General features: G+C 38.1%; 13 protein-coding genes. 5 read left to right on the forward strand and 8 right to left on the reverse strand.

Features of this window, described 5'->3' with window-relative positions; all coding sequences use genetic code 11:
- Positions 1 to 25 precede the first annotated feature (25 nt).
- Both CTER_RS22275 and CTER_RS22280 read right to left on the reverse strand, forming a co-directional pair.
- Complete coding sequence (locus tag CTER_RS22275) at positions 26 to 940, reverse strand: carbohydrate ABC transporter permease (RefSeq protein ID WP_004630001.1); 915 nt, start codon at positions 938 to 940, stop codon at positions 26 to 28.
- Between the two features lie 12 nt (positions 941 to 952).
- Positions 953 to 1,951, reverse strand: a complete 999-nt coding sequence (locus tag CTER_RS22280; RefSeq protein ID WP_004630174.1) for an ABC transporter permease — start codon at positions 1,949 to 1,951, stop codon at positions 953 to 955.
- A 373-nt stretch (positions 1,952 to 2,324) separates the two neighbouring features.
- Here CTER_RS22280 and CTER_RS22285 point away from each other — a divergent pair, with 373 nt between their 5' ends.
- From CTER_RS22285 to CTER_RS22305, 5 genes are read left to right on the forward strand one after another with little or no spacing between them, the layout of a single operon-like run.
- On the forward strand, positions 2,325 to 4,100 hold the full coding sequence (locus tag CTER_RS22285; RefSeq protein ID WP_004629931.1) for an ABC transporter ATP-binding protein: 1,776 nt from the start codon (positions 2,325 to 2,327) through the stop codon (positions 4,098 to 4,100).
- A gap of 22 nt (positions 4,101 to 4,122) precedes the next feature.
- Entirely contained in the window at positions 4,123 to 4,806 is a 684-nt protein-coding gene (locus CTER_RS22290; RefSeq protein WP_278245952.1) for a S8 family serine peptidase, read from the forward strand.
- Between the two features lie 4 nt (positions 4,807 to 4,810).
- Complete coding sequence (locus CTER_RS22295) at positions 4,811 to 6,937, forward strand: radical SAM peptide maturase, CXXX-repeat target family (RefSeq protein ID WP_004629910.1); 2,127 nt, start codon at positions 4,811 to 4,813, stop codon at positions 6,935 to 6,937.
- 17 nt (positions 6,938 to 6,954) lie between these two features.
- Positions 6,955 to 7,245: a CXXX repeat peptide modification system protein gene (locus CTER_RS22300; RefSeq protein WP_004630029.1), complete on the forward strand. Its 291-nt coding sequence runs from the start codon at positions 6,955 to 6,957 to the stop codon at positions 7,243 to 7,245.
- 53 nt (positions 7,246 to 7,298) lie between these two features.
- Positions 7,299 to 7,520, forward strand: a complete 222-nt coding sequence (locus CTER_RS22305; protein WP_004629839.1) for an AC3_0185 family rSAM-modified Cys-rich RiPP — start codon at positions 7,299 to 7,301, stop codon at positions 7,518 to 7,520.
- Between the two features lie 237 nt (positions 7,521 to 7,757).
- Here CTER_RS22305 and CTER_RS22310 read toward each other — a convergent pair whose 3' ends face one another.
- The 6 genes from CTER_RS22310 to CTER_RS22335 form a co-directional block, all read right to left on the reverse strand.
- Positions 7,758 to 9,380: a response regulator transcription factor gene (locus CTER_RS22310; protein WP_004629930.1), complete on the reverse strand. Its 1,623-nt coding sequence runs from the start codon at positions 9,378 to 9,380 to the stop codon at positions 7,758 to 7,760.
- Positions 9,358 to 11,229 carry a sensor histidine kinase gene (locus CTER_RS22315; RefSeq protein ID WP_004630223.1) on the reverse strand — a complete coding sequence of 624 codons (1,872 nt, stop codon included), beginning with the start codon at positions 11,227 to 11,229 and terminating at the stop codon, positions 9,358 to 9,360. The genes CTER_RS22310 and CTER_RS22315 overlap by 23 nt, the downstream gene beginning before the upstream one ends.
- A gap of 85 nt (positions 11,230 to 11,314) precedes the next feature.
- Complete coding sequence (locus tag CTER_RS22320) at positions 11,315 to 12,619, reverse strand: ABC transporter substrate-binding protein (protein ID WP_004629668.1); 1,305 nt, start codon at positions 12,617 to 12,619, stop codon at positions 11,315 to 11,317.
- Between the two features lie 166 nt (positions 12,620 to 12,785).
- A complete protein-coding gene (locus CTER_RS22325; RefSeq protein WP_004629736.1) occupies positions 12,786 to 15,125 on the reverse strand; it encodes an ATP-dependent Clp protease ATP-binding subunit in 2,340 nt (779 codons plus the stop codon).
- A gap of 679 nt (positions 15,126 to 15,804) precedes the next feature.
- Positions 15,805 to 16,803, reverse strand: a complete 999-nt coding sequence (locus CTER_RS22330) for an inorganic phosphate transporter (RefSeq protein ID WP_004629955.1) — start codon at positions 16,801 to 16,803, stop codon at positions 15,805 to 15,807.
- Positions 16,796 to 17,419, reverse strand: a complete 624-nt coding sequence (locus CTER_RS22335) for a DUF47 domain-containing protein (protein ID WP_004630072.1) — start codon at positions 17,417 to 17,419, stop codon at positions 16,796 to 16,798. The genes CTER_RS22330 and CTER_RS22335 overlap by 8 nt, the downstream gene beginning before the upstream one ends.
- Positions 17,420 to 17,612: the final 193 nt, after the last annotated feature.

Genomic DNA, 17,612 nt, shown 5'->3' on the forward strand with positions numbered 1-17,612 from the left:
ATTCAGCATCACGCTTTATATGGTATTAGCCTTTAACGGCACCAACTGTAAGACCTTTGACAAAATACTTCTGGAAAAAAGGATAAGCCAATATAATAGGACCGATTGCCAGGACGCACATGGCCATACGGGCTGTTTCAGAAGGCAGTTTGGAAAGGATCTGGGCAGTACCTCCAGTAACGTTTGACGCCTGCGCAAGATATTGAATTGCGGTCAATGTTTTATATAATATGTATTGCAGATTAAAAAGCTTGCTGTTTTCAATAAGCATAAGCGGGAGATACCAATCATTCCAGAAGCCCAAAGTCTGGAACAGCGCTATGGTTGCCAAACCCGGTTTGGCAAGCGGAATCACTATCTGAAGAAAAGTTCTGAATTCTCCCGCACCATCAATTTTTGCAGACTCAATAATTGAATCCGGTACATTGGTCTGGAAGAAGGTCCTCATTATCATTACGTACCAGGCATTGACCAGTGAAGGGACAATATAGGCCAGCAAGGTATCATTGATATGCAGAAAATTTGTATAAACCATATACCAAGGTACCAGACCGCCGTTGAATATCATTGTGAAAAATACTATGAAAGAAAATGTATTTCTGTATTTGAAGTCCTTTCTTGATATAACATAAGCAAACATTGCAATTATGGCTACACTGCATAAAGTACCGATAATTGTTATCATAATTGATAAGCCGTATGCTCTGATTATTGCATCACCGCTTTGAAAAACCCATTTATATGCCTCAAGACTGAAAACCTTTGGTATAAAATTGTAACCTGAGGTTATAATAGTCTTTTCATCGGTAAATGATACGCCGATTACCAGTAACAACGGTATGATACAAGCAAATGAATATAGTATAAAAATTATATTAAATACTCCATTCCAAAAAGGTGAAACTGTGTTTAATATACCTGAATTTTCTCTTTGTCTCATCTCTTTCCCCCCCTAAAACAGTGCTTTATCCGGATCTATTTTTCTAACTAACAGGTTGGAACTCAAAACCAGTATAAAGCCGCACACTGATTGATATAAGCCGGCTGCCGATGCCATGCCTACATCGTTCAAATTTCTCAATGCATTGTACACGTATGTGTCTATTACCGAAGTGGTATCATACAGAGCACCAACATTTCTTGTAACACTGAAGAACAATCCAAAATCCGAGTAGAAAACACGTCCCACCGCAAGTAGAGTTAAGATTACCATCAATGGAGTCAATAAAGGCAGGGTAATTTTTTTGATCTGGTAAAATCTCGAAGCACCGTCAACGGTGGCAGCTTCATAATATTCCTGATCAATACCTGCAATGGCGGCTACGTAAACAACACAGTTGTATCCGGTAAACTTCCACATGTTTACAATAGTCAGAATAAACGGCCACTTGCCGGGGTCGCCGTACCAGGAAGGAAGCGAATCCACATTCATGCCTAGAGCCGGAAGAAGGCTCTTGTTTACAAAACCCTGTTCTTCGCTTAATAATGCAAACACTAGATAGCTTACAACTATCCAGGACATGAAATAAGGTAAAAACATGCTTGCCTGATAGAATTTTGATTTGTACTTGCCCTTTATTTCATTCAGGATGATTGCAAAGAAAACAGAAACTATCAGACCAATAACAATAAATGCGAGATTATACAGCAGAGTGTTTCTGGTAATTGTGAACGCATCCGGCGTTGCCGTAAAGAATTCAAAATTCTCCAACCCTACCCACTCACTCTTGGCAAAATTTTCGAAAAGGTTTCTTCCGAAATATTTGAAGTTTTTAAAAGCGATTAACACACCTGCCATCGGTAAATAATTGTTCAGAAATAAAACCACCAATGCAGGGAGCATCATGATGAATAGTACTTTATTCTTTTTTAGTTCATACAAAAACCCGTGTTTATAAATTATTTTTTGCACATTGTCAACCTTCTTCGTAGCGGACGATGTTGTTCCCATGAGTAAATGCCACCCTTCATATTGTAGTATGTGTAAATGTGTAAATGTCAAGAACAGGCGTTCACAGTCAAAAATCAACTTATACCTGTTTCCTTTAATTACATTTTAATGAATAGACGGGCAAGACAAAATAGAACAACTTGTTTAAATGTGCAATATCTTGTCTATGCAATAGAGCAAAATAATACAACAAGATATTTCCATATATTTTACAGATGTTTTTTTCAAAGTCTTTTCAATATTGCACATTATATTTGACATTTTTTGAATATAGTTGTTATAATATTATTAAAAATTACCAATAAATGTCTTATTTGTAAGAAATATGCCAGTAAAATAGCCAAATAATTATCAATATATGTGAGGTTAAAGATTGAAGATAAAATTTTTTAAGCAAAATGATTTACATTTAATAAAGAGAACTATTAAATATGTATTTCCCTATAAAACCAAATTCATACTTGCATTCCTGTGTATACTAAGCGGCATAGGAACAGGGTTGGCCGGACCTCTGTTTTGGGGCAGAATACTTAACAGTCTGTTTCAAAAAAATATGGATGGTGCCGTACATAATATAGTATACAGCCTGATATTAGCTATACTAACCTGTGTTATATCATATTTCCAGTCATATATCTTTGCATCTTTAAATCAAAATATAATTTTCGATCTAAAACAGGATATGTACAAAGCGCTGCTGGATCTTCCGGTAAAAGCATATGACGACATAGATAATGGAGAATTAATGTCCAGACTGCATGGTGATGCCGCTGAGGTTGCAAATGCCATTACAGGAACATTATTAAATACCCTTGTGGACATAATACGTCTTTTTGCCATAGGCATAACCATATTCGCAATAAGTGCCAGCTTGGCATTAATCGTAATAATATCCTTTCCCCTTTCCTTTTTTATATCAAGTAAATATGGTAAAAAAATCAGGGCCAGCAACAAGCAGTTATCTATAATAAATGATTGTTATTTTAGCAATACCGGCGGAGCCATCTGGGGCATCAGAGAGGTAAAAAGCCTGGGGATTAAGAACAACCGTATCAATTCCTTCACAACACTGGCAAACAAATTAAAAGAACAGAAAATCTTTATAACCGTACTTGGTTCTTTGGCTCAATTGCTTTCAAATACGGTAAATATTGCCGCACAGATGGCTGTTGCTTTTGTTGGAGGAATTTTTGTTATTACCGGCTCATTGGACATTCAGTTTTTTATAGCCTTTTATTCCTACTCAGGCCAGTTTTCGGGCTCATTGCAAAATATAAGCCGTACAAGTCTGAACCTGCAGCAGGTTATGAATTCTCTTGAAAGAATATTTCATTTAATAGACGGAATGTCTTATCCATCTGAAAAATTCGGATCAAAGAGTATCAATAATATAAGTGGACATATAAATTTTGAGGATGTCACTTTTCAATATAATAAAGAACAAAATGTTCTTAAAGGCTTAACCATGGATATTCCCGCCAGGGGCCGGACCGCAATAGTAGGCAGCAGCGGCAGCGGTAAAACAACTATTTTCAACCTGCTGCTAAAACTTTATGAACCCTGCAAAGGACGAATACTCATTGATGGTATAGATTTAAAGGAGATCAAGGAAGAAGAATTGCGAAGGCACATTTCAGTTGTTCGGCAAGATCCGTTTCTTTTTCCAATGTCCATAAGAGATAATCTATTGCTTGCAAATCCGGATGTATCACAAACAGAGCTGGAAAATGCATGCAAGAGGGCTTTTATACATGATTTTATAGAAACACTGCCGGATAGGTATGATTCAATGTTAGGTGAAAACGGGGTCAATCTTTCAGGCGGCCAAAGACAGAGAATTGCCATAGCCAGGGCTTTCTTGAAAAAATCCAAAATAATACTTTTTGATGAGGCAACCTCATCTCTGGACAACGAATCTCAATTTTATATTAAGAAGGCCATAGATAATATATCCAGAGACTGTACCGTTGTGATAATAGCCCACAGACTTTCTACAATAATTGAATCCGATGTTATATATGTAATGGATAAAGGTGAAATAGCCGGGCAGGGTACTCATCAATCCTTAATCCGGATAAATAGCATATATAAAAATTTATACAAAGCAGAAGTGGATCTTATAAATGAGAATTGCAAGGAGGTGATTTGATATAAATGAAATAGGCAGAAAGATTCGGATAGCTGTTATTGACAGCGGTATAAACGCGGGATTATTCGATTTAAATGAGTATGTCATTCATTCAACAGGCTTTTATATAAACAGCCAAGGTTATATTGCCGAGAGTAATATGCTGCCTGTAAGGAACCTTCACGGTACAGCAGTAGCCATGATAATACGCCATATATGCAGTGATGTGGAGTTTATAAGCGTAAATGTCCTTGATGAAAATCTGTCAACAGATGGAAGGGTGCTGGCATATGCGCTTTCACAGGTATTTGACTACAGGCCTGATATTATCCATATGAGTCTCGGCACCTTGAAAAGGAGATATATATTTCCTCTGAAAAAAATAATAAAGGAGGCGAAAAAGCTTAATGTTTTATTGGTGGCTGCTGCTGAAAATAGCGGAAAAACCTCATACCCTGCCTATCTTAATGGTGTAATCGGTGTAAAATCCGGTTTTTTTGAGAATTACAAGCAATACTCATATAAAAAAGGGTTCTTCCTTGCCCCTGACGGAACCAAGGGCATTGCACACATTCAGGAAGTACCTGTAATGAAGAATTCCAGGGGAACCAGCATGTCGGCGGCATATATTTCAGGACATCTGGCAGAAATATTAAAAAAATATAAAAATTTTTCGGCAAACGACGCCACAAGAATTTTAATAAATACTTTGAAACAAAAGGAGTGATGGAGTGAATAATAATTTAAAAATTAAGATGGGAAGTTTACCGCCTTCCTGGAGGGGATTGGATGGCTTACCAAAGACAATAACTTTCTGTGTTACGGAAAATTGCAATCTTGCCTGTAAATATTGTTATATGACAGGAAAAAACCACTTTAAAAAAATGACATTTGAAACTGCAAAAAGGGCAATTGATTTTATACTCTCAGACACAGACAATTTTAAAGAGGCATCTGTGGTTTGGGACTTTATAGGGGGAGAAGCCTTTCTGGAAATAGAGCTGGTGGACAGAATAACAGACTATATCAAACAACAAATGTTCCTGCTTGACCATCGCTGGTTCAACAGCTACCGCTTGTCTTTCTCAAGCAACGGTCTTCTCTATGGTACACCGGCCGTACAAAAATATATAAAAAAGAATAAATCTCACCTTTCTGTTGGGTTGAGCGTGGACGGAAATAAAATAAAACATGACTTACAGAGAATACGGCCGGATGGCAGCGGCTCCTATGATGATGTGGTTAAAAACGTCCCTCTCTGGCTCAGTCAATTTCCAAATGCCTCAACCAAGGCTACCTTTTCTCATGACGACCTCCCTTATCTTAAGGACAGTATCATAAATCTCTGGAAACTGGGCATTAAAAATGTTGCTGCCAATGTAGTTTTTGAAGATGTGTGGCAGGACGGTGACGGCATAATAATTGAACAACAGCTCAAGGGGCTGTCAGACTATGTTCTTGAGAATAAACTATGGTCTGAATACTCGGTGAGATTCTTTGATCCCAATATAGGCAAGCCGCTCAAGGAAGAGGATGCAGGCCGTAATTTTTGCGGTGCGGGAAGTATGCTGGCAATAGACTGCGACGGTAACTTCGTTCCATGTGTAAGATTTTTTAATATCAGTCTTAATAACAGAGAGCCAATATATATAGGAAATGCGGATACAGGGATTAATCAGGATAAGGTCAGACCTTTTCTGGCATTAAATGTAAAAAGCCAGAGTCTTCCCGAATGTATGACCTGTGATGTGGCTACCGGCTGTGCATGGTGCCAGGGTTGTAATTATGATATGGCAGACACGGATACTATTTACCAGAGGGCTATATATTTATGCAATATTCACAAAGCAACTGTACGGGCAAACAAATACTTCTGGAATCAATTTGAATGTGTAACCGGCTTGCCTTCCGAGAGAATAGACCAGGAAGGAGAAAATCGGCAAGGTATAAAGAAATACCTGCAATTCATTACTTCGGATGATATAACCCCTCACTGTGCCTATAGAAATACGAAAGGCACAAACAATATCATGGCTGCTGAAGTCTTGGAAAAAGGTCTGGCCTACTGCAGTAAAAATGGTTACACTCCGGCTTTTCTTGGAATACCTGGGGAAACGGACAGTGAGAAATATCAGGAATATATTGTTATTGATAAAGCAGGACAAGCCGGCAATACGGTATCAGTATTTGACAATACCGCAGAAAACCAGGATGAATCAGGTGTCGGCATACTGCTCCTTAACAGGAACAATATTCAAAACCTATATGAAATAATTGAGAAGCTTTTTACCCAATTGTACAGAGTCAACCTGGTTATTGAAGACCTGTTTGGTTGGGATAATGAGGACACCGAGCTGTACAGGACGGAACTGGATAAATTAGTCGTTCTGATGGCCGATAAATACATGCAGGGGGAAGAACTTGAACTCAATGTATTGACCGATATATGGAATTTGAAAGCCATGAAGAATTGTGATGCAGGTATAAATTCCTTTTCACTTGCCCCTAACGGCCGGATCTACATGTGCCCTGCATTTTACTTTAATGACCCTGACAGCCATGTAGGTACCCTTGAAGATAATGTAACAATAAAAAACCCCCAGCTGCTTCTGCTTGAGAACGCACCTATATGTTCGGCCTGTGATGTCTTTAACTGTGATCGGTGCAAATATTTAAACAAAAAAATGACGAATGAATTAAATATACCATCTAAAATCCAATGCGTAGTCAGCCATATAGAAAGAAATCAGTCCATGAAGCTGCAAAAACTAATTAAAGAAAACAGCTCCTGTCAGTATGAAAATATATTGGGGGAAATTTACTACCTCGACCCGTTAGAAAAGTTATTAAAAATCTGATGAAAGGAAGTGTAAATATGACAGGTGAATTAGTTGGAACAGTAACCGAAGAAGAAAAAAATGAAATATTGGTGCTTTATGAAAGAAAAATGGGAATTGAAGAGCTTGCTGCCACTCTGGACAGTGATTTACTTTCCGATGATAAAAAGGAAAGCCTGCAGGATAAAATGATAGCAGAGCTGGGCAAAGTCACGGTCAACATGCAGTTATGGTGGGACAGAATGTATGAAAAATACAGGTGGAAAAGCATTCATGGCCATAAATGGAATATAGACTTTCAAACCTGTGAAATATTTTTAATTGAATAATAATATCTGCAGATAGAAGTGAGATCAATAAAATTAATTAAGGAGGCTATATTATGGATCGTTTATTTTCAAATAAAAAAATCAATAAGTCAAGGCAGGATATAAAAGGTTATAACGGACCAGGCTGCATGACATGTCAGCATGAATGCGGTAATAATTGTGTCGGCGGATGCACAGGGACCTGTGAGGGTAATTGTAACGGCTGTGCCGGTTCCTGTTCCGGTATGTGCAATTCGGCTACGGCGCAATATTGTGGTAGTGCCAATGCTTGGTAATTAAATTAAGCAGCAAACTATCCTGGGTTTTTAAATACATACTAATTATGAAATGTTAGGTATGGCTTTAAGCAAGGCTATCTGCAGATTTTATTATATATGATATCAATTTTCAAAGTTGACAATTGCGTTCCGGAGTTAGGTTCTAAAGGTGGAATACTCCTCCCCGGCTGTTTTTTGCCAGGAAGGAGTATTTTCTTTCAGGCAGCAATAAATTATTAAAACTCAATATAATTTCTATTGTATAACCTGGGTTTCCCGGTATTCAGAAGGCGTCATACCCGAATACTTTTTAAAAAGCTTGGAAAAATAATGCGGATCTGAAATTCCTACTATCTCTGCAACTTCATAAGTCTTGTACTTAATATCCTTGAGCAATTCTTTGGACTTTTCTATCCTTACATCATTGAGATAGTCAACAAAGCTTTTGCCAAGTTCCTTCTTGAACATTCTGCTTATATAAAACGTGCTGACATAGATATTCTCGGCTACTTCATTAAGGGTAACCTGCTCACTGTAATGCTCCTGGATATAATCTATGGCTTTTCTGAGAATAAGTTTTATGCTCTTGTTGTTGAAGTTGTTAACCTTCTCGGCAATTCTTACCGCCACATCCTCCAATAATGAATTCAATTCTTCGGCGCTTTCACTCTTTTCTATGAGTTTAAGCAGGCTGGCAATATCCCTGCCCTCTTCATGCCTCTTATCCACCTCAATAGCCGAGACCGAAATTCTGATGTTATTGATTGAGGATAAGGTGGTATAGTAAAAATTCTTCATATAATTGATGTTGATTTTGTTGGTAGTAACATATCTGGCTATATTTTGGGTAGTAACCTTTACAAGTCCCTCGTTGCCGGCTTTTATACTTTCCAGCAGCTGTTTCTGGTACTTGTCAAGTGTTGAATAATCCTCGTATCTGAAAAAGGAATTCAAATCACTGTATTGTATGATTGAATTGGTGCCCATATAGCTTTTATACTCCAGGGAACCCAAACATTCCTTTAATTTTTCCGGCAATTCCATGGCGGAAATTCCGCCCGAGCTGACAGCTATTGTGACGGTAAAACCAAACCCGTTATTTATCACTTCCTGAAGATAACTGCATTTTTCGCTTACTTCCTCTATATCCAATGGTATCCTGTCAGGCTTCTGTATAATGAAACCCACCCTGCTGCTGTTGAGCATTATGGACAGGACCTCGTACTTTTCGGCAAATATCTCCTCAAAGGAGTTAACAATGCCGAACTGGTAAAGATGTTTGTCATACTGGGAGCTGTTGGATTTTTCATCATAGTCGTTTTCCATGACAACCAGTACAAAGTTCTTTATGCTTATGTTAAAAAGCTTCATTTTCTCGGTTATTTCATATTCATTGGTATTCAGTCCGTAGATAATATCATATAGGAGCTTCTCTCTGAGAACCGGTATACTTTGTTCAAAGAGGACTTTAAACCTGTCTATTTCCATATGCCTTACTTTTTGATCATTGATTTCATTTACCGCCCTGGTTAGCACTGCAGTGAGCTCCTCAATCTTTGACGGCTTCAGCAAAAAATCAAAGGCGCCGAATTTGATGGCCTCCTGCACATAGTCAAAGTCCCTGTATCCGGTAAGGATTATTATCTTTGAATAGGGCACAATCCCTTTTACCTGTTTTATCATGCTCAAGCCATCCATGCCGGGCATCCTGATATCGGTAATAATTATCTCGGGCAGATATTTTTTTATCAGTTCAATCCCTTCAATGCCGTCACTTGCATCTGCACATACTTCACAGTCAAGCTGCTTCCAATTGACGATGTTTTTTATTCCTTTTCTAATGATGGATTCATCATCAATTATTAGTACTTTGTACATAAAAACCCTCCTTTTTATAACTCTGTGCAGGTAAAGTAACAGATACTTTTGTGTAGATATTTAATTTGCTTTCAAGGTTTATACCATATTTTTCACCGTAAAAGAGCTTGATTCTTCTGTTAACATTATCAATACCTATACTTTTGTTCTTTTTATTGCTTAAAGATTTAAAATATGTGTCGTTGTCCATCTCCAGGCCTTTATTTAATTTTACGAGTTCATCTGTTGATATTCCGTTGCCATTGTCAATTACTTCAATTATCAGCAAATCCTCTCGTATACTTGCTGTGAGCGTTATGATCCCTTTTCCCCTGCTGTTTTCCACTCCATGGTACACCGCATTTTCTATAAGCGGCTGTATCAGGAGCCTTGGAATCTTTATGTAGAGCACCTTGGGGTCGACTTCCTTGTTGAGGGTAATCCTGTCTTCAAATCTTCTCTTAAGCAGAGCTATATATTTATCTATATACATGAACTCCTCTTCAATTGTTATGAGCCTGTCATCCCTCCCGATACTTGCCTCCAGCAATGTGGAGAGGTCCGATACGGTACTGCTTATCTCAGGGACATTGTTCAGCTGGGCCATCCAGTTGATGGATTCCAGAGTGTTGAAAAGGAAGTGGGGATTTATCTGTGACTGTAACGCTTTTAGCTCTGCCTCCTTGCGGGTAATCTGCTCTCTGTATATCCAGGTAACCAGATGATCTATTTCTTTTGCCATGTTGTTGAAGGTTTTATGTAAAAAACCCAGCTCATCTCTTCTTTCTATCTCTATATAACTGTCGGATATATTGTCAATATTCATTCCTTTCATGGCCTTAACCAGCTGGTTTATGGGCTTGATCATATCAAAGGACATAAAGACACTCACAACAGACAATATCAAAATTGAACCCATGCATAACAATATGATTCTGTCTCTGAGAGTTTCCACATCCGAATAAAGCTGATTCAATGGAATGTAGGTAACTATTCTCCACCTTGGTTCCGATAGGTAGGTATGTGCAACAAAGATATTGTTCTTCTTATCTACAAAAGAATTTTTTTCATTGGGAATATCCTGTATGACCTTTTTAAATTTGTCCAGGGCTGCTTTGTTTTTATATATGATGATTTCATTATCCGAGGATAGAATTGTGGTGTTCTGCATTACCTCCGATTCAAGGCCCTGAAGTACAAAATCAAAGAACTCCATATTGATTTCCACAACAAGCAGTCCTATTTCCTTGTAATTATCCCTGTTGTAAATCATTCTGACCAAATACGAATTCTGTACAACTCCATTTTTGGTGTTAAAAAACCATACTGCCTTACCATTGGCTTGAGCGGCTGATTTTGTAATTTCAGTATATTTCTGCAAAACTATGGATTTGATATTTGATCCATCGGAGTTATTATTGTTATCATAAATAAAAAACCGTTTCTTGTTTGTTACAATGCACATGGATTGTATTTCGGTCCTGGTCATTACAGCATTAAGGAATACATTATTGAGCTTACTTCCTACCTCATAGCTGTACAGCATGTTTATATTATTGCTGTCGTCGTTCATCAGCGCTTCATAGATACTTTCATCGCTGCTCAGGTCCTGGGATATGATGTTAAGATTTCTGACCGTATCCTGGAGTCTGAGTTCAATAAGACTCAGTATATCCTTGGAGTACGAAAGGGATTTGTTTGTAATGATTTCTTCCGAACTCTTGAAGCTGAAAAATCCAATAAAAACAAGAGGTATCAATATCTGTATATATAGTACCAGCAACAGTTTTTTCTTTATAGAAATGTTTCTGTAAAATTGTAAAGCATTCATCAGTTTCGAAAACATTTCCGAAGTAATCTTATTCCACATTTTGACCTCATAGTTCTTTATTTTTGCTTGGCAATGATCAAATAATCACTTCCGATTCCTTAAACGATTATTATATGGTCATCCCTCAATTTGACTGAATTTTCTCCACAGCCTGCTTCCAGATTTCCTCAGCAGTCTTTTTTCCCTCCAGGAAGTAGGGAAACTGCTTTATAACTATATCATTCCAGGCACTTCTGTCTATGATATGATCTGGAATTGACGTCTTGTTTTCTTCCAGGGTCTTTTCATATAAATCAATACTTTGCTGTGCCAGTGAACTATAGGGTGTTTCCTGCTGTATTTTAAGATTGCTCAGCAAGGCGGTTTTCTCATAGAAAAATGTAGCTGTTTCCTTTGAGGTAAGATGTTTTAACAATAAAATGGTGTTTTCCTCTCCGCTTGGTGTATCCCAGGCACTGCTGCTGATATAAAAGGTTCCTCCGCCCAGTCCTGTGGGAATTTTGGGACTGTTGTTATTTATTGAAGGGAAGGGAATCATTTCAACACTCTCATCATATTTGTCAAAATAAGGTATGAACCAGGAACCCTGAACTATCATTGCCGCCTGTTTTGAAAAAAACAGCTGGTTTCTCTCATTACTGTTGAGAGTGAGTGCATCATTGGGAAAAGCCTTCATATCGTACAGTTCTTTCAGATATTTCATTGCATCGATATAATACTTATTGATCTTCCCGTCTGTAATGCTTTCCTCAACACCCTTGCTGCCGCCCAGATTGGCTATCATATTCTGGTATATATAGGAACCTTCTGCAGAGGAATTATAGGCTATGGGTATTATACCGTTTTCTTTGAATTTTGTAATAGCTGTTTTGAGTTCCTCATAATTTTCAGGTATTTTAACCTGATATTTATTAAAGAGGTCCTTATTGATAAAAAGTCCTTCAAATACCAATTCGAACGGTATTCCATATATTCTGTTTTCATAGGTTGTAAGGGAGAAACTGGACTCTTTGAAACTGTCCATCCAGCTTCGGTCTTCCTTTAATTTATCGGTAAGATCGGCCACTTTATTTGCCTTTATAAGATACTTTATGTCTGAGCCCGGCCAAAGACCAAAAACATCAGGTTCATTTCCTGATGCAAATCTTGTCTTAAGAGTCGGTAAATATTCATCTCCAAATATTGATTGATTTGATATCTTGATAGTACTGTTTTCATTTTCAAACTTGGCTATTATTTCTTTTAAACTTCCAGCTTTACTGTCAACACCGCCCCATGAAGTCATTAATTCGATTGTGGTACTCTTGGTTGGTAATGCAGGACTTTTTGACTTTTCGGATTCTTTTGTTATGCTACCTGCACACGCGACCATTGAAATGCCAAATATAGCAACAGCTATAATACTCAAAACCCTTTTTGAGTATTTCATGAATTTCACCTCACTCTACACAGATTTAAAGACAGCGTCATCTAGGAAATGGCAGTAAAGAAATATATCATATACAGTTATTATAATTATTTATCAGTACAATTTGCAACAATAAAGTGAAAAAAGCTGCACGGAAAACTGTGTTCCGGCAGCTATTTTTATTTTATTAAATAATTGATAACTTTATTTCATTGTTTTCATCCAGGTCAACGCCAACCAGTGAGCCCTCTTTTATGTTTCCCTTCAGGTACTCCTCGGACAACCTGTCTTCAATATAATTCTGAATGGCGCGTCTTAAAGGTCTTGCGCCAAACTTGATGTCATAGCCTTTTTCCAGTATGAATTCCTTCACCCTGTCGGATATATTTATTCTGATATCCTTATCTCTCGCTTCGGTATATACCTCCTCAAGCATTAATTCTATTATTTGCTTAAGCTCCTCATTGTTCAGCTCGGTAAATACAATTACCTCGTCAATCCTGTTTAAAAACTCAGGTCTGAAGGTCTCTTTGATCACATCCTTTACCTTGCTTTCCAGAGTGGCATAAGCATTGTTTGCAAAACCGATGCCGCTTGACTTAAAGTTGGTTCCGGCGTTGGATGTCATAATTATTATTGTATTTTCGAAACTTACGGTCCTTCCGTGGCTGTCTGTCAGTCTGCCGTCCTCAAGTATCTGAAGCAGCATGTTGAATACATCGGGATGAGCCTTTTCAATTTCATCCATCAAAATTACCGAATAGGGTTTTCTTCTGACCTTTTCTGTAAGCTGTCCTGCATCATCATATCCCACATACCCCGGAGGTGAACCTATGAGTTTGGAAACAGTGTGTTTCTCCATATATTCGGACATATCAAGCCTTATCAGTGCTTCCTCACTCTCAAACAATTCCATGGCCAATGCCCTTACCAGTTCGGTTTTACCAACACCGGTGGGGCCCACGAATATGAAGGAAGCAGGCTTTTTCTTTTTCTTGAAGCCCGATCTGCTTCTTCTTATTGCCCTTGAAACTCCTTCAACAGCCTTGCTCTGACCTATTACACGCTTGTGCAGCCGGGTTTCAAGATTGATGAGCTTTTCCGATTCCTCTTCACTGAGCCTTTGTATTGGGATTTTGGTCCAGGCTTCAATGACACTTGCAATATCGTCTATTGTCAGCTCAACATCCTTACTTGTATCTTCGATATCTTTTATAAGTCCGATTAGCTTACATTCGTGAACCTTTAAATCGGCTGCCTTCTGGTAATCTTCTATGGAGTCTGCAGAAATAGCGGTTTCCTTTTCTTCCTGGACTCTGCGGAGTTCATCTTTGTATGATTGAAGTTCTGTAAGTTTTACATTTCCTAGGTTTGCCCTTGAACCTGCCTCATCTATGACGTCAATTGCCTTGTCGGGCAGCATTCTGTCCGTTATATATCTCTCAGAGTAATTAACAGCCGCCTTAACAATTTCATCGCTGATCTTTACCCTGTGATATTCTTCGTAATAATGCTTTATCCCAATTAATATTTCAATGGATTCCTCTATGGAAGGCTCATCCACTATAACAGGCTGGAATCTTCTTTCAAGAGCCGAATCCTTTTCTATATGCTTTCTGTACTCATTGAGTGTTGTGGCTCCGATAACCTGTATCTCGCCTCTCGACAAAGCCGGTTTGAGTATGTTGGCCGCATTCATGGCACCTTCGGCTTCCCCGGCTCCCATTATATTGTGAAGCTCATCTATAACAAGAATTATATTTCCAAAGGATTTGGCTTCTTCTATAATTCCCTTCATTCTGCTTTCAAATTGGCCCCTGAACTGGGTACCTGCTACAACACTTGTCATATCCAGCAGATAAACCTCTGAATTAAACAGTTTCTGAGGAACGCTCTTCTCGGCAATTCTGACGGCAAGCCCTTCTGCTATGGCAGTTTTTCCTACACCAGGCTCACCGATTAGAACAGGATTGTTTTTTGTCCTCCTGTTCAATATCTGTATAACCCTTTCAATCTCCCTGTTCCTTCCGATCACCCTGTCTATGGCACCGTCTTTTGCCTTATCGATCAGGTTTGTCCCGTACATATCAAGGTACTTTTTCTTTTTAACAACCTTTTTATCCTGTACCTTGGTCTTGGTTGAATTCTTTTCCTTATCTTCCCCGTTGCCTTTGTCCTGGTTACTGACAGCCGGTACATCAGTGTTTTGATTGTCCGCTGTTTTAGGAAAAGCTTTATTCAGCATTCCAAAAAACGGATTTGTCTGATTTACATCACCTGCATCTGTCTGTAAAGCCTCCAGCAGCTCATTGCCCTCCATATCCTCAAGCATATCGCCAACCTGCTTGCTGATGTTATCAAGCTCATCCTCCGTCATTCCCGTCTGTGATAAAAGCTGATCTATGGGCTGTAAATTCTGCTTTCTGGCGCAGCTGACACAAAGCCCCTCCTGTACCTGCCTCCCGTCAACTATTTTAGTCACAAAAACAACTGCTATATTTTTATTGCATACTGAGCATTTTATCATATTGACCTCCATTGATATTTAAATGAACCGTGTTGTTGAGGTCATTATTCCGACCTCCCATATTTTGAGTACATTCCATTTTTGTCAATTTCTCCGATAGCATATTATAACCGCTTATGGAGGTTATAATAGTGACTCTTTTTCAGCATTAAAATAAAATTTATTATTTCATGGTCAATATTTTACCTCTTGTCCGGTCTTATTACTATTATGTGATGCACATAATATATACCACTTATACCGATATTTATAACCGTTATATTATCTTTTCAATATATAAACATGGAAATACCCCATCTTGCAACTTTATATATACATATATACTATATTATTTCCAGAAATGTCTATAATTTTTTAAATTTTATATTTTCCCTTTTACTCCAATATGTTTTTAATAGTATAACACAAGTATACTCCTAGGTCTAACAGCTTTTCAGTTGTTTTTGCTACTATTAAGTTATATTCGTTATTAATTGCAAAACAAATTAATTAACCGTGTCTATAGTCTTCCTTGCGTGTTTATACGTCCTTAATCCCTGTTTTGATTTTTCAATATGTAAATATTCTGTTACCGGATTAAATAAATTTGGAAAAAAGGAAACGGCAAATTAAACCAGGCTTAATCTACCGTTTCCTTTTTTAAGTATAGAGTTAAAATTTATATCCTGTTTAGTTTATTTCAGATAAATAACTTGAATATGGTAGTTATAAATGCACCTATCAAGGCGGATACAGGAATGGTAATTACCCAGGCCCAGACTATGTTTCTTACAAGGGACCATTTAACGGCCGACAGTCTCTTTGAGGCTCCCACACCCATTATTGATGATGAAATAACATGCGTGGTACTGACGGGGGCTCCAAAATGTGTCATGGTCTCTATGACAATGGCAGCACCTGTTTCGGCAGCAAAGCCTCCGATAGGCTGCAGCCTGATCATATTGACCCCTATGGTCTTGATTATTTTCCAGCCTCCGATGGAGGTTCCCAAAGCCATTGATAATGCACAGGCCACCATAACCCAGGGCTGTACACCCGTATGACCGCCGTTCAGGCCTGCACCCACCAGAGCCAGAGTTATGATACCCATGGATTTCTGCGCATCGTTATTACCGTGGGAATAAGCCATAAATGCCGCAGATATTATCTGTAATTTTGAAAACCATTTGTTTATGAATCTCGGGGTTAAATTACGGAGTAGTTTGTACAATAAGGTCATAAATAGAAAGCCTATACCAAAACCAATAAACGGCGAAGTTACCAAAGGCAATACCACCTTCTCCCAAACTCCCTGCCATTTTACAATGCTTATTCCCCCTGAATAGGCAATTGCAGATCCCACCAGCGCTCCGATCAAAGCATGTGACGAACTGCTGGGAATTCCGAAATACCAGGTTATCAAATCCCATATAATTGCAGCGATAATGGTCGCAATTATTACATATTGGCCTTTAATCATATCGCCGTCCACCAAACCATTGGTTATGGTATGGGCAACTTTACTGCTGGTCAGTGCACCTACAAAATTTAATACTGCCGACATAAGTATTGCCTGTCTTGGAGACAGCACTCTTGTTGAAACAGATGTAGCGATAGAATTTGCAGTATCGTGAAAGCCGTTTATAAAATCAAATCCTAGTGCCAATACAACAACAGCTACCAATGAAACACTAAGCATTTTTCATTACAACCCCTTCTACTATATTTGCAACATCTTCACATGCATCTATTGTATTTTCCAGTAATTCAAATATCGCCTTCCATTTTATTACTTCAACCGCATCGGTTTCAGACATAAACAAACTGGCCATGGCATCCCTGAAAATGGTATCTGCTTCATCTTCAACATTATTCACTTCAATAATCTTGTTCTGAAGCTGCTTGCTTTTCTTCATATTCTTTACTTCAATCATTACATTTCTCAGTTCGCCGGTGGCCTTAACAATCAACTTTGTAAGAGTAAGTGCTTCGGGTCTTACTTCCTTAACATTGAACATGCTGAAGCGGTGAGCTGCACTCTCAATATCATCGGTAATGTTATCAAGTTCTTTGGCAATGGTAAAAATATCTTCCCTGTCAATAGGAGTAATAAAGGATTTGTTAAGTTCATTAAGAATTTTGTGAACATAGCTGTCACATGCGTGCTCAGCTTCTTCAATGCTCATGATCTTTTCGTTGACATTGACATAATTGTGTGTCAAATCATCAAGCAGGTTTGCTGCCTTACAGATGATTTCACAAGTCTCAATAAAATAGTCAAAAAATATCTCTTCCTTAGCTGTAATTCTAAACATTGTGAGGTACCTTCTTTCGACAAAATATAACATTTAACCGTTACCATTATATAGTATTGTTAACTAATTTACAATAAAGTTAACATAGAATTAACAAAGCCAGGTATTGGCTGTTTTGATGCAATAAATGATTATTTAGGAGCACGTAAATAGAGTTCCTAGAAAAACGTATTTTATAGGAACTCCTTAATTA

This window comes from Ruminiclostridium cellobioparum subsp. termitidis CT1112, assembly GCF_000350485.1.
Lineage (GTDB): Bacteria > Bacillota > Clostridia > Acetivibrionales > DSM-1351 > Ruminiclostridium > Ruminiclostridium termitidis.

Coding starts and splice junctions, on each gene's coding strand:
- CTER_RS22275 (WP_004630001.1), bottom strand. CDS start 940: ATGAGACAAAGAGAAAATTCAGGTATATTAAACACAGTTTCACCTTTT.
- CTER_RS22280 (WP_004630174.1), bottom strand. CDS start 1,951: ATGGGAACAACATCGTCCGCTACGAAGAAGGTTGACAATGTGCAAAAA.
- CTER_RS22300 (WP_004630029.1), top strand. CDS start 6,955: ATGACAGGTGAATTAGTTGGAACAGTAACCGAAGAAGAAAAAAATGAA.
- CTER_RS22305 (WP_004629839.1), top strand. CDS start 7,299: ATGGATCGTTTATTTTCAAATAAAAAAATCAATAAGTCAAGGCAGGAT.
- CTER_RS22310 (WP_004629930.1), bottom strand. CDS start 9,380: ATGTACAAAGTACTAATAATTGATGATGAATCCATCATTAGAAAAGGA.
- CTER_RS22315 (WP_004630223.1), bottom strand. CDS start 11,229: ATGTGGAATAAGATTACTTCGGAAATGTTTTCGAAACTGATGAATGCT.
- CTER_RS22320 (WP_004629668.1), bottom strand. CDS start 12,619: ATGAAATACTCAAAAAGGGTTTTGAGTATTATAGCTGTTGCTATATTT.
- CTER_RS22325 (WP_004629736.1), bottom strand. CDS start 15,125: ATGATAAAATGCTCAGTATGCAATAAAAATATAGCAGTTGTTTTTGTG.
- CTER_RS22330 (WP_004629955.1), bottom strand. CDS start 16,803: ATGCTTAGTGTTTCATTGGTAGCTGTTGTTGTATTGGCACTAGGATTT.
- CTER_RS22335 (WP_004630072.1), bottom strand. CDS start 17,419: ATGTTTAGAATTACAGCTAAGGAAGAGATATTTTTTGACTATTTTATT.